This window comes from Frigidibacter oleivorans, from assembly GCF_003993775.1.
GTDB classification, from domain to species: Bacteria; Pseudomonadota; Alphaproteobacteria; order Rhodobacterales; family Rhodobacteraceae; genus Frigidibacter; species Frigidibacter oleivorans.
In genome coordinates, this window is record NZ_RJRZ01000003.1 from 16,204 (window position 1) to 27,406 (window position 11,203).

General features: G+C 67.4%; 16 protein-coding genes. 11 read left to right on the plus strand and 5 right to left on the minus strand.

The features are described from left to right. The first annotated feature begins 6 nt into the window (after positions 1-6). From EEY80_RS05310 to EEY80_RS05360, 11 genes are read left to right on the plus strand one after another with little or no spacing between them, the layout of a single operon-like run. Positions 7-822, plus strand: a complete 816-nt coding sequence (locus tag EEY80_RS05310; protein ID WP_235829725.1) for a DNA methyltransferase — start codon at positions 7-9, stop codon at positions 820-822. Beyond that, positions 819-1,388 (plus strand): J domain-containing protein, encoded by a 570-nt coding sequence (locus EEY80_RS05315; RefSeq protein WP_126975550.1) that lies wholly within the window; start codon positions 819-821, stop codon positions 1,386-1,388. Before EEY80_RS05310 ends, EEY80_RS05315 begins: the two co-directional genes overlap by 4 nt. After that, positions 1,388-2,359: a hypothetical protein gene (locus EEY80_RS05320; protein ID WP_126975551.1), complete on the plus strand. Its 972-nt coding sequence runs from the start codon at positions 1,388-1,390 to the stop codon at positions 2,357-2,359. The genes EEY80_RS05315 and EEY80_RS05320 overlap by 1 nt, the downstream gene beginning before the upstream one ends. Beyond that, positions 2,352-2,546, plus strand: coding sequence for a hypothetical protein (locus tag EEY80_RS05325; RefSeq protein WP_126975552.1), 195 nt, complete (start codon positions 2,352-2,354; stop codon positions 2,544-2,546). The genes EEY80_RS05320 and EEY80_RS05325 overlap by 8 nt, the downstream gene beginning before the upstream one ends. A gap of 45 nt (positions 2,547-2,591) precedes the next feature. Next, on the plus strand, positions 2,592-3,698 hold the full coding sequence (locus tag EEY80_RS05330) for a phage Gp37/Gp68 family protein (protein ID WP_126975553.1): 1,107 nt from the start codon (positions 2,592-2,594) through the stop codon (positions 3,696-3,698). Then, positions 3,692-4,213, plus strand: a complete 522-nt coding sequence (locus tag EEY80_RS05335; RefSeq protein WP_126975554.1) for a hypothetical protein — start codon at positions 3,692-3,694, stop codon at positions 4,211-4,213. The genes EEY80_RS05330 and EEY80_RS05335 overlap by 7 nt, the downstream gene beginning before the upstream one ends. After that, positions 4,210-4,401 carry a hypothetical protein gene (locus EEY80_RS05340; protein ID WP_126975555.1) on the plus strand — a complete coding sequence of 64 codons (192 nt, stop codon included), beginning with the start codon at positions 4,210-4,212 and terminating at the stop codon, positions 4,399-4,401. Before EEY80_RS05335 ends, EEY80_RS05340 begins: the two co-directional genes overlap by 4 nt. Further along, the gene (locus EEY80_RS05345) at positions 4,394-4,678 is read left to right on the plus strand and encodes a DUF4326 domain-containing protein (RefSeq protein WP_126975556.1); all 285 of its coding nucleotides are present in this window, start codon (positions 4,394-4,396) and stop codon (positions 4,676-4,678) included. The genes EEY80_RS05340 and EEY80_RS05345 overlap by 8 nt, the downstream gene beginning before the upstream one ends. After that, positions 4,671-4,898 carry a hypothetical protein gene (locus EEY80_RS05350; RefSeq protein ID WP_126975557.1) on the plus strand — a complete coding sequence of 76 codons (228 nt, stop codon included), beginning with the start codon at positions 4,671-4,673 and terminating at the stop codon, positions 4,896-4,898. The genes EEY80_RS05345 and EEY80_RS05350 overlap by 8 nt, the downstream gene beginning before the upstream one ends. An 18-nt stretch (positions 4,899-4,916) precedes the next feature. Next, complete coding sequence (locus tag EEY80_RS05355) at positions 4,917-5,174, plus strand: hypothetical protein (RefSeq protein ID WP_126975558.1); 258 nt, start codon at positions 4,917-4,919, stop codon at positions 5,172-5,174. Beyond that, entirely contained in the window at positions 5,171-5,803 is a 633-nt protein-coding gene (locus tag EEY80_RS05360; protein ID WP_126975559.1) for a hypothetical protein, read from the plus strand. The genes EEY80_RS05355 and EEY80_RS05360 overlap by 4 nt, the downstream gene beginning before the upstream one ends. A gap of 52 nt (positions 5,804-5,855) precedes the next feature. Here EEY80_RS05360 and EEY80_RS05365 read toward each other — a convergent pair whose 3' ends face one another. The 5 genes from EEY80_RS05365 to EEY80_RS05385 are packed head-to-tail and all read right to left on the minus strand — an operon-like array spanning position 5,856 to position 11,138. After that, positions 5,856-9,776: a hypothetical protein gene (locus tag EEY80_RS05365; RefSeq protein ID WP_126975560.1), complete on the minus strand. Its 3,921-nt coding sequence runs from the start codon at positions 9,774-9,776 to the stop codon at positions 5,856-5,858. Then, the gene (locus EEY80_RS05370) at positions 9,776-10,021 is read right to left on the minus strand and encodes a hypothetical protein (protein ID WP_126975561.1); all 246 of its coding nucleotides are present in this window, start codon (positions 10,019-10,021) and stop codon (positions 9,776-9,778) included. Before EEY80_RS05370 ends, EEY80_RS05365 begins: the two co-directional genes overlap by 1 nt. Beyond that, positions 9,969-10,280, minus strand: a complete 312-nt coding sequence (locus EEY80_RS05375) for a hypothetical protein (RefSeq protein WP_126975562.1) — start codon at positions 10,278-10,280, stop codon at positions 9,969-9,971. Before EEY80_RS05375 ends, EEY80_RS05370 begins: the two co-directional genes overlap by 53 nt. Continuing rightward, positions 10,280-10,744 carry an N-acetylmuramoyl-L-alanine amidase gene (locus tag EEY80_RS05380; protein ID WP_205749031.1) on the minus strand — a complete coding sequence of 155 codons (465 nt, stop codon included), beginning with the start codon at positions 10,742-10,744 and terminating at the stop codon, positions 10,280-10,282. The genes EEY80_RS05375 and EEY80_RS05380 overlap by 1 nt, the downstream gene beginning before the upstream one ends. 1 nt (position 10,745) lies before the next feature. Further along, positions 10,746-11,138, minus strand: a complete 393-nt coding sequence (locus EEY80_RS05385; RefSeq protein WP_126975563.1) for a hypothetical protein — start codon at positions 11,136-11,138, stop codon at positions 10,746-10,748. Positions 11,139-11,203: the final 65 nt, after the last annotated feature.

Below are 11,203 nucleotides of genomic sequence, written 5' to 3' on the forward strand. Positions count from 1 at the left end.
CGGCGCATGAGCGCCCTCGCCTCTTCATCGTGGCCTACCGCGCTGGCGTCCGATCAGGACATTCACGGGACGGCGACGGCGAGCGAACTTGCGAGACGCAGCCCCGGCCTGAGCGCAATAGCAGGTTCGTGGCAGACCCCGCGGGTATCGGTCGGCCCCTATACACGGGACCACGGCAACCCGGAGGCGGAGCGCCTGACGTTGCAGGGGCAGGCGATCCAGTGGGCGACGCCGGCGGCGGGCCTGATGAATTACGACGAGCCCCCGGAGACCTTCGCGGCCCGAGGTCAGGCACTGATGCAGCGCGGATTGCCGCGGCAGGGCATCAATCTCGGACAGCAGGCGCAGACATGGCCGACGCCGGCGGCCCGGGACTGGAAGGGCGAGAATGGTGCCGACCACCTGACGAACGGGACCGGCCGGCTGCATCTGGACCAGCTGCCCAACTTCGTCGCCCACTGCTTCACGCCCCCGGTCCAGCGGAAATGGAGATCTGGCGTCGCACCCTCGATCTGGCGCCCGATCTCGCGCCAGCTCTTTCGCTGGGCGATGTCGTCGGTGTCGCCGACGTTGCGGCGCAGATGGTTGCGGCTGGCCGCATGGAGGCGGCGGCGGCTGAACGCCTGGTTCGTCGAATGGCTGATGGGATGGCCGCCCGGTCACGCGCTCTGCGCCTGCTCGGCAACGGAGTTCACCCGCTGGCAGCAGGATATGCGTGGCGCACTCTCGCGGCTGCCCACGGCCTCCGGCCCGTGGATCTGGGAGCCGCCGGTGGAGCGGGTCGCCCCGGTCCAGATGACCCTTTTTGAGGAGACGCTATGAAGTCGATCGCCCCTTACCCGCTGGCATGGCCGGATCATGTCCCGCGCAGCGCCAAGCCCTCGGCGTCACTGTTCAAGACCGGCTTGCCGGCCGCCATCGCCAATGTCGAGAAGAGCCTTGCCGCCTTCGCCGCGGATAGCGGCCAGCGGCTCGCCGACATGGTCATCACCTCGAACGCCGCCCTGGGCCGGCAGCGCCCCGCAGATCCCGGCATCGCGGTCTGGTTCACCTGGGATGGCGAGTTGCGCTGCATCGCCGTCGATCGCTACGCCAAGATCGAGGACAACCTGCAGGCCGTGCATCATGTCATCGAGGCGCGCAGGACCGAGTTGCGGCACGCCGGCATCGAGATGGCCAGGGCCTCGTTCCGGGGCTTCGCCGCTGCGTTGCCGCCGCCCGCGGATGCCACGCCCGCGTGGTGGACGGTGCTGGGCGTGTCGGCCGGTGCCACCTCCGACGAGATTCAGGAGGCATGGCGGGCGAAGGTCCGCGTCACCCCCGAGGCGGATCGCGGGCCGCTCAACATCGCCCGCGATCAGGGCTTCGCCGCCCGAGGCAGCAAATGATGAAACTGCCCTACCACGCCAAGACGAACTGCGGATGGGATGCCGTGGTCACCTGCATCGACGCGCCGGGCAATTGTCCGATAGTTGGGGATATCATTAAGCCAGACGGTTCGCGCTGGCCGGTTTCCTGGGTGGCAGATGGCCGTTGGATTGACGACGACAAAGCCAGCCCCTTCGACCTGATCGACTTCCCGCCGGTTGACCCCGCGCCCGATCCCGCCGTCAACACGGATAGCGAAGACCGCATTATCGTCATCAACGGTCAGCAGTTCAGGGTGCCGTATGAGGTAGCCGAGCTGATCGACGGCCTCAAAGACGCCGCCCCGCAGGAGACAGCGTGGAAGCCGTATCGCTTTGTCCGCGAAGAACCGTGCGGCTGTTCGCATTTCGCCGAATCCGCGAACTGCATCACAGGCGTTGTCACCTGCCTCTACTGTGGGAAGGTTGTGGCGCGGATAGTGGATAACATCGGCCCGCCCCCCCCCGCCGCTGCGCCCACGGACAACACGGCGCTGGTGGAGGCGCTTCTTGCCGACCATCGGACCACCTGTCGCATCGCCCGTCTTGACCCCGCGACCACCACGACGACCGCAAGCCGTGCTGCCGCCGCCCTCGCCAGCCGCCCCGCCGAGGCGACCAGCAGCGAACCGGTGGGGGCGGATATGCCGGAACGCATCTTCGCCTACCCTGACAAGGAATGGACCTTTCACAGGGGGGTTGGGCGCGGGGTAGAATACATCCGGCCCGCCGAGCGGGACGCGCTGGTCGAGCGCCTGACCGCCGAGCGGGATGCGCTGGTAGTGGCGCTGCAACCGTTCGCCAAGTGCGCTGATGAGTTGGATATTGAAACGAAAGAGCTTGGCCGGGAGTGGGCGGATGACGAATGGGCGAAGTTCCGGCTCCTGGTATCCGATTATCGGCGCGCCCGTGCCGCCCTCGCCAAGCTGGACGAGGAGGCGAACCATGGGTGACATGGGAGATTACTTCAACGACCTGAAAAACGACCGCAAGGAGCGCCGCGCGCGCCTTGGTGTCCCCTGTCCTCGATGTAAGGAGGTGAGGCCGAAAGCGCACCCCTCGATCCTGCTCCCCAACCAGCGCTGCAAGGTGGATGGATACCGCGACCCCCGCCACGACGACAGGCAGGAGGGCAAATGATGCTCGATGAATGCGTTCGGCGATCTCCAATGCAGGAGCGGCACGATGGCTGAGAACAGCACGATCGAATGGACCGACGCGACGTGGAACCCCATCACCGGCTGCACGCTGGTGAGCGAGGGCTGCCGGCACTGCTATGCGGCAGAGCTGGCGACGACGCGCCTTCGGCACCACCCGAGCCGGGCCGGGCTGGCGCGGCGGAATGCGGCAGGCGAGGCGAAGTTCACCGGCGAGGTCCGGTTCAACGAGCAGTGGCTGGATCAGCCTCTGCGCTGGCGCCGGCCGCGGCGCGTTTTCGTCTGCGCGCACGGCGACCTCTTCCACGAGTCCGTGCCCGACGAATGGATCGACCGGGTTTTCGCGGTCATGGCGCTTTGCCCGCAGCACACGTTTCAGGTGCTGACCAAGCGCCCGGAGAGGATGCGGGAGTATCTGTCATACTCCGCGCGATGGGCAACCGTCCTGCCGACGGAGCTTCTGGCGAAAGGAACCGAGGCGGCGCATCGTGATCACTGGCCGCTCCCAAACGTCTGGCTCGGCACGTCGATCGAGGATCAGGCCACAGCAGACGCGCGTATCCCGCACCTGCTGGCCACCCCGGCAGCGGTGCGGTTCCTGAGCGCGGAGCCTCTGCTCGGGCCTGTCGATTTGCGGACCTGGATCGGGTCGCGGCCTTATGTTGGCGCCTCCACCTTTGGCGCCGCAGACGGCTTCCGGCGGTGCGATCTTTCGGGAAATACCGGCCTACTTGACTGGGTCATCGTCGGCGGCGAGAGCGGCCGCCACGCGCGCCCGATGCATCCTGACTGGGCGCGGTCCCTGCGCGACCAGTGCGTCGCGGCGGGCGTCCCGTTCTTCTTCAAGCAGTGGGGCGAGTGGGGGCCGGGGTCTGTCATGACGTCGACCGGCGAACAGGTGTTTCGCACCTTCCCCGACTTCCAGACCTGGATCAACAAGGCGCCGACTTGGGTCAACGGCGGGGTCTGCCTTGATGCGGCTGGCCGTCACTGCACACGCGGGGCCGATTTCATGCGCGCGCGGGACGAAGGCACGTTCCCCGTTACCGTCCTTCACCGCATCGGCAAGGCCCGGGCCGGCCGCCACCTCGACAGCCGCCCTTGGGATCAGATGCCGGGGGTGGTCGGATGCTGATCGCCCCGCTGGTCCACGTTGAGGCAATTGACCGGCTGACCCTGAATAGGTTGTTGGTCGAGTGGAACCACAAGATGGGGCCGCTAGAGCGACCGAAGTTTGCCTTGGAGGCGAACTACGCGCTGTATCATAATGGCGTTTCGGTGGCCGTCATCGCGACCAGTGAGACGGTGCGAGAGGTGGTCGGTCAAACCGGGCTTAGGCGCGACGAGTGCATCGAGTTGGCCCGCCTCTGCGCCTGCCGTCCTCACATTTGCCGCGTCATGCTGCGGGTCTGGCGCGAATTCATCTTTCCGCCCCTCGCAGCGGTGCATCGTCGGCAGGTAGCCGTCAGTTACCAAGACGCTGATTTGCACAACGGCCAAACCTACCGATTTGACGGCTGGACGATGATCGGGCGCGGTGGCGGCGGTGGCCGCGATGCGCGATCCGGTCGGCTCGGGCGGGATCTGCGTATTTGGGCTTGGGCGATAGACGGCCGCACCTGGGATCAGATGCCGGGGACGCAGCCATGACCATCCGCGAAATCGACGTTCTGAGGGAGGCCGCCGAGATCAAGCAGGTGCTGGCCCGGCTCGGCTGGCGCTACGTATACGGCGGGCCATACCCGGAAAACCCAACCCTGCACTTCGTTCAAGACAACCAGCGTCTCCACATCAGCCTGAGCGTAGAGGCGCCTTCTCAGCGGGAAAAAGATGCCTGACCGCATCCAACTCCGCCGCACCAAGGGCTGGCGCATGCCGCCCAACACCGTGAAGGTGGACCGCTCGACGCGATGGGGAAACCCCTATCAGGCCGGTGCCGATGGCGACGGCAGCCGGGACTATCTGGTCGGGCTCTACCGCGACTACCTCGCCCGCCCCGAGCAAGCCGCACTCGTCGATGCGATCCGGCGCGAGCTGCGCGGCAAGAACCTCGCCTGCTGGTGCCCCCACGGCCCCTGTCATGGCGACGTGCTGCTGGAGATCGCAAATGGCTGACCGGCTGCGATGCTGCATCCCGTTCTGCCGGCGAACCCACCACAACCGCGAGGGGTTCGGCGAGTGGATCTGCCAGAAGCATTGGTCAGCGGTCCCCAAGGCCATGCGCCGGGCCTATGCCAGCGCCAAGCGGCGCCGGAAGCCAGGCGAAGCGATCAGCCGCATCTGGGCGCGCTGCCGGCGCGCCGCAGCCGATCAGGCGATGATGTGGCCGAGATGATGGCAGAGGGGAAAACCTGTGGCTGAACAGATCCCGGGAACCCTCTCCGTCGAACAGGCCGCCATCCTCGACCTGCTCGACCGGCTCACCGCGACGCAGCTGGAACTGGACCAGGTCAAGCTGCAGGCCAGCGCCATGGAGGCCCGGCTGACCCGCCTGGAACTGCAGGCCCGCGGAGATCGGCGGCGAGACTCCGCGCGGCGGGCATGTCAGCATGGTAAATCCGCGGCGGGCGCCAACTCTCGCTGCTCGACCGCGACCGAGGTGCAGAAGTGACCGACGCCTTGACCACTACCTACGCCGAGATTTGCCGGTCACAGCTGCGCCCCAGCAGCATCAAGCGGTTGCTCAGGCATGTCGGCAAAACCCCGGCGGAGATGCGTCTCGTTTCGACGCTGCCGCTCCTCGCCGTGCTGGACAGCAACGGCAGCCACGACGCCCTGCAGGTTCTGGATTGCACCGCGGGCCATGGCCACATTCGACGGCTGATCGCATCCGATTTCGTCGAGCGGGCGCTTCCGCATTTTCTCGCCATGCGACCAGAGGACGGCCGCCCGGCCGCCGCGATCCGCGTGGCGCGCGATCGAGACGCCACCGACGAAGATCGGGATCTCGCGCTGGCCGCCCTGGAAGAAGCCGAAGATGACATCATGCCCGTCCGTCTGGTCGCCTCGAAGGACAATGCCCCGGCCACCGCCGCGGTCTCTGTGGTCGATGCAGCCAGATCGGCCGTCATGGCCGACGCGCTGGATGCCTCCGCAGATGCGGCCTGGGCCATCTCCTGGACCGCGCCGGCCGAGGTGCGCCGTGTGAAATGGCAGGCCGAACGCACCGCGCAGGCCGGCCGCCTGCGCCAATACCTGATCCACGGCGAGGCAGCGCAGCACCTGCCTTGGGAGGCGTGACGGCGCCGCAGGGTCACCGCCCACCCGCCGGAGCGGATGGGCGGTCCTGACATCAGACGTCCGTGAACGTGCCGCCTGCGGCGACGAAGGCGCCGCCCCGTCCCTTGTTCGCCAGCCCGTTGTTCCAGTCGCTGGCGGGGCCGGAGAAGAAGCACAGCGGCCTCTTGCCATTGCCGCCCTTGCCCCAGGCGCCGAGCAGCTGCGGGCTCGCGAAGACCGCGCGCTTCGCCGGATCGCTGAAGTCGATATAGCTGTCGTCGAAATAGATGTAGTCGGTCTCGCCCGGCAGTTGGCCGGAGTCGTTGGTCTGTCCCAGCACCCCGATGTTGTGGGTGGTCGAATATTTCAGCGGGGTGTTGTTGACATAGGCGCTGGTGCTGATCCGGCTGACGTCATTGACGTAGAGATGCTTGGCCCCCGTCGCGCCGTCCCAAGCCGACAGGACCAGCATCTCGCCCTTGGCGGTGTTGAAGTCTCCGGCCCCGGCTTGGGTGATCAGCATGGCGACGGCACCCGCAGCATCGGTCATCTGGATCTTGAGACCGTTCATGTTCGAGAATTCCATCTGGATGTGACGGGTGCCCGCGGTATTCGTCACGAACATCTCCCGGAAGGTGCCATCCCCGCCCGTCAGCTTGATCTTGCCGGCGAAGGCGCCGGCGACGCCATCTTCAGCACCCAGCATGCCGCCGAAGCGCTGGATCCGCGGGGTCGCGAAGACGCCCGAACCGGGCGCAGTCTCCACCCGCGCATGCGCGACCCGGGAGAAGGCCAGGGGCGCCGGCGGCTCGACCTCCTCCGGCACCGAGACCGCGGTGGTCGTGTGCGTCGCGGAGTCGGAGGCATTGGTCGCGGTGACCGCGCAGGCGATCGAGGCGCCCCCGTCCGTGGTGCGGTTGGTTACATAGGTCTTCGCGGTCGCCCCAGCGATGGGCGACCCGTTCCTCAGCCACTGATAGGTGTAGTTGGGCGCGGGATAGCCGGTGCAGTAGCCGACACCGGCCGACAGGGTCATCTCGCCGTCGATCATTTCGCCCGGATCGAGCGCGGCACCCGCAGGCGCCCAGACCGGGTAGTCCCAATCGGGATAGATCCGCTTGTGGACAGCGGGGTTCACGACGAAGACGGGGGCCGCAGCCGCTCCCGTGCCGGTGGGGGTGCGCTTGCCTCGGTCCTGGCCCGAGGTGATCGGCGTGTTGTAGGGGTGGCTCTCCGACCAGGCCCCTTCGCCGGCCGCATTGACCAGACGGATCGCGCACCAGTGCGGGGCACCGCGCAACAGCCCGCCCTTGGAGCCCGCGGCGGGCACGTCGATTTCTTCGACATGCTGGACCCCGTCGAGACTGTAGCGCACGTCCACGCGCGTGACGGGCAGCGTCGAATACTGGTAGGCGGACACATCCCAGCCGATGGCGCCATCTGCAGGCGTCGAGAAGAGATCGTCGTTGTAGCTGCCCGAGGTGCCGATCTGCATCAGCTGCATCGGGCGCCCGGTCCATTGCTCATGGCCGGTGATGTTCAGCACCGCCTCATACAGGTCGCGCCAGTCGTCGCCCAGCGGGTAGACGCTGCCGAGGTCGGGGATGAACACATCGGCCTGCGCGAGATAGGCGAGGCTTGCGGCGCGGTCGTTGGTGGTGTCGAAGGGGCCATCAAGGATCGCCTCGATCCCGTCGATCCCGCCCGGGCCGGCCTGCAGCAGCATCACCGGCATGTGTTCCCACGCCGTGATGTTCAGACCGATGGTGGTGTAGCGGGTGAGCGACGAACTGATGACGGTGGGGACCACAAACGGTTGATCCACATGCTCGGGCAGGAAGGTCTGCGCGGAGACGGTATCTCCGAACACGGCCTGGCCGACATTGGCCTCCTTCGCCCAGAACCCGGTATGGACCATGTTCGTCGCGGTGGTGCGGGCGATTTCCAGCAGGTCCGCATCGCCCAAAAGAAACGCGGCGGCATAGAGCCACGGGCTGAGCCCGCCTGACTGGCCTGCACCCTCGCCCACCTTCGCGTCGTCGTTCCAGCCGCGTTCGCGCAACCCTTTCAGGTGGATGCCGAACCTGATGATCGTGTCGACGATCATCTGCCGTTCAGCCGGCGTCGTTGTGACATCATGGGCCAGCGCAATGAACTTGGCATGCCAGTGCGCGAGGCCCGCCGAGTAATTGTCGCTGCCGATCGACAACTCGGTGCGGAACCGCCGCCGCGCCTCGCCGCCGCGTCCCCAGACCGAGATATGCTCCGGGATTCGGCTGAAGACAGCGGCCTTCTGATCGGTGATGCTCGCGGGCAGCGCCACAGAGCGCAGCACCGACATATTGACGTCCGAGCGCCGGACCAGGGTCTTGTCGAGACCGGATGCGGACGGCGGATAGGCGTCGGCCGGGGGGACCGCATCGAGGACATGGACGCGGATGTATTTGCCGATGGTCTGCCACTGGTTGGGGTCGGTGACGCCGGCGAGACGGATCGACTTGACGATGCTCTCGCCCACGGTCAGCGGATAGGGCACCCCCGTGTAGTCCGGGTCCGGATTGAGCGTCATGTCTGCAGGCGTGTGCGCCACCGACAGGCCAGGGCCAGTGTTGACGCCGAGATACCCGTCGAAGGCCTGTTTGCCGCCAATCGTGGCGATCGCCGGGTTGACCATCGCGCCATTGCCGATATGCCCGTCCCCGTTGAGATCGCCGGACGGCGCGGTGCCGCCCGCGACCCACGAAACGGAGCCCTGCGGCACCACCCACCAATCATCGCCCCCGGTCACAAATTGCCCGACCAGCGCGGGCGCGCTCAACGGGAAGACGCCGTCGTCATCCACATAGTTGCGCAAGACGCTGGCGGCGGGACCGGTGCCCGCAGGAATGACTGGCCCCAGCAGGTTCGAGGTTGCCGTGACCGGCCCACCCGCATTGGTGGCGATAACGCGGGCGGTGATGTTGGCGCCGAGATCCGCGCCGGTCACCGTGTAGGTGAGCGCCTTGGCTCCGGGGATCGCTGCACCATTGCGCAGCCACTGAACATCCAGGGTGGCGCCGCCGGAATAGGTGCCCTCGTCGAGATTGAGGGTGTCGCCGACGCGGGCGACACCGCTGATGGTCGGGGGGGAGACGACGGTGGGCGGCGAGGTGCCGATCGCGGCGGAGAGGGTCGCGGTCGCGGTGGCGACGCCATGGTCGTTGCTGGCTTCGAGGCGGACCGAGATCGTGGCGCCGTGATCGGCGCTGACCAGCGTGTAGGTCGACGCCTGGGCACCGGCGATCGCTGCACCATTGCGCAGCCACTGATAGCCGACGCTGATGGGCGCGGCGCCAATCAGCGCCCCCGGCGTCGCGGTGAGGGTGGAGCCGACGATCGGCGTCCCCGTAACCGTCGAAGGCGTGGTGAAGACGGGGGTGACAGGGGTCGTGATGGTGATGGGAGAGGTCGTGGCAACGGCCGAGTCGATCGCGTTCGACGCGCGCACCCGCAGGCTGATCTGCTTGGCAACATCGGCCGCGACCAGAACAAGGCTTTCGCCAACCGCGCCCGGGATCTCGGTCGCATCCCGCAGCCACTGGAACGTGAACTCGAAGGGCGGGGTGCCGCCCCAGTTGCCCGGCACATGGGTGAGGGTGTCGCCGATGAAGGGTTCCGGCAGTTCGGAGGTGATCGAGGGGGCGACCCGGAGGACGGGGGCCGACTGAGGACCGAGCAGATCGCCCAGATCCACGGTTTCCATGTCGGGCACGGTGAGCGACAGCGGCGCGACTCGCCCGTTGATCTCGACGGACCCGGTGTAGGAGCCGGAGAACAGGCTGAACTCGACGCGCCCCTCACCATCTGCGGTGACCAGAACGTCGGCGGGGGCGATGACGGTGGGTTCCGCGGGATCGCCGGCAACCCCCTGCGTCCATTGGAGACGCAGTTTCGCATCGGGGACAGCGGCACCATCGGGGGTCCGGAAGATCCCCTTGATCTGGCAGATAGGCATCAGTGCATTCCTTCTGGGGAGGACCGGAGGATCTGGTCGATGGAAGCGATCTTGTCGTTGGCGCACAGCCTGCCGGCCTTTTCGGCCAGGGCGGCGCGCAGGAGGGCGCCCTGAGTGACCGGCGCGGGGCCGGTCCAGCCGCTGCAGGGCGTCAGCATGTCGGCGGGGACCGCAACAGGCCCGGCGGCCGGATCAGGGCCACAGGCGGCGGGCAGCAGGCAGCAGGCGAGGATCAAGCGGCGCATCGGCCCCCTCCGTCTCTTGGATGTCCCGGTCGAAGGCCGCCGCATCGCTGACGATCCGCTCCAGCCGCTCGATATGGGCGCGGTGGACTTGGGCCGCGGCCTCGAACGCCTCGACACGCGCCTCCGTCTCCCGCAGGGCGACCGTCAGGGCGCCCGCCCGCCGCTGCTGCCAGAGCCCGAAGCCCAGCAGCAGAAGCATGCTGGTCAGAACGGCGCCGACCGCCAGCAAGCGCGCCTTGGCGAGCAGCGCCACGAACATCAGGCCGCCCCCATCTGCTTCAGCCAGCCGGGGACGTAGAACCCGGGGCAGGCCTTGGCCGCGTATTGGTTGTGGCCGCTCACCCGCTCGATGCGGGTGAGGCGCTTGAGGCGCGCGATCTGTTCGAGCAGCGCCTTCGCCTGGGTGTCGGTGAAATGGTCGCCGAAACTGTCCTCGGCCGAAGACGCGCCGCCGCCGATAAGGCAGATCCCGAGCGTGCCGTTGTTGTGGCCGACGACATGGGCGCCGATCTCGGTCAGCCCGCGCCCGGCGGCGACGGTGCCGTCGCGGTCGATGACCAGATGATAGCCGATGTCGCGCCAGCCGTTGTCCTCGACATGCCAGCGGCGGATCTCGGCCACCTTTTCCGAGGTCCGCGCCTTCGCCATCCAGCTGCGCGTCGTTGCGGAGCAATGGACGATGATTTCCTTCACCGGGTAGCGTTTGGAGCCCTGAAAGATCACGTCAATCCTCCTTGACGATGGGGGGGAGAACGCGGTCGATGACGCGATCGGCGACGCGGTCGGATCGCGCCTCGACCAGCCCGGCGACCCGGAGGGCCATCCGAGTGATGCGGCGGGAGAAGAAGCCGGTGATCGCCATGATCGCCTGCACCGGGGCGTTGGGCAGCCAGATCGGGATGGCGATGGCGGCGAGGTGGGAGGCGAGGAACGCGCCCAGCATCACGAGCCACAGCTCGCGCTGGTCCTGTTCCGGGTCGGACCGCATGGCGAAGGCGGCCCCGGCCAGCGCCAGGAACATCCCGCCGATCCACTGATGTGGGGCAAAGGTGATGCCGAGCCCCGCCAAGGCGAGGGTCAGCCAGTCTTTCGCAAAGTCGGCGGCCTGATCCCGCATGGTGGCTCCTCGTTTCTGCCGGAGGCAGGGAACGGAGCGCACTTCCTATGCGTTCACGGGAACAG

Excerpts from the sequence above, each read along its gene's own strand:
- EEY80_RS05310 (WP_235829725.1), top strand. The coding sequence starts at position 7 with ATGAGCGCCCTCGCCTCTTCATCGTGGCCTACCGCGCTGGCGTCCGAT.
- EEY80_RS05315 (WP_126975550.1), top strand. The coding sequence starts at position 819 with ATGAAGTCGATCGCCCCTTACCCGCTGGCATGGCCGGATCATGTCCCG.
- EEY80_RS05320 (WP_126975551.1), top strand. The coding sequence starts at position 1,388 with ATGAAACTGCCCTACCACGCCAAGACGAACTGCGGATGGGATGCCGTG.
- EEY80_RS05325 (WP_126975552.1), top strand. The coding sequence starts at position 2,352 with ATGGGTGACATGGGAGATTACTTCAACGACCTGAAAAACGACCGCAAG.
- EEY80_RS05330 (WP_126975553.1), top strand. The coding sequence starts at position 2,592 with ATGGCTGAGAACAGCACGATCGAATGGACCGACGCGACGTGGAACCCC.
- EEY80_RS05335 (WP_126975554.1), top strand. The coding sequence starts at position 3,692 with ATGCTGATCGCCCCGCTGGTCCACGTTGAGGCAATTGACCGGCTGACC.
- EEY80_RS05340 (WP_126975555.1), top strand. The coding sequence starts at position 4,210 with ATGACCATCCGCGAAATCGACGTTCTGAGGGAGGCCGCCGAGATCAAG.
- EEY80_RS05345 (WP_126975556.1), top strand. The coding sequence starts at position 4,394 with ATGCCTGACCGCATCCAACTCCGCCGCACCAAGGGCTGGCGCATGCCG.
- EEY80_RS05350 (WP_126975557.1), top strand. The coding sequence starts at position 4,671 with ATGGCTGACCGGCTGCGATGCTGCATCCCGTTCTGCCGGCGAACCCAC.
- EEY80_RS05365 (WP_126975560.1), bottom strand. The coding sequence starts at position 9,776 with ATGCCTATCTGCCAGATCAAGGGGATCTTCCGGACCCCCGATGGTGCC.
- EEY80_RS05370 (WP_126975561.1), bottom strand. The coding sequence starts at position 10,021 with ATGCGCCGCTTGATCCTCGCCTGCTGCCTGCTGCCCGCCGCCTGTGGC.
- EEY80_RS05375 (WP_126975562.1), bottom strand. The coding sequence starts at position 10,280 with ATGTTCGTGGCGCTGCTCGCCAAGGCGCGCTTGCTGGCGGTCGGCGCC.
- EEY80_RS05385 (WP_126975563.1), bottom strand. The coding sequence starts at position 11,138 with ATGCGGGATCAGGCCGCCGACTTTGCGAAAGACTGGCTGACCCTCGCC.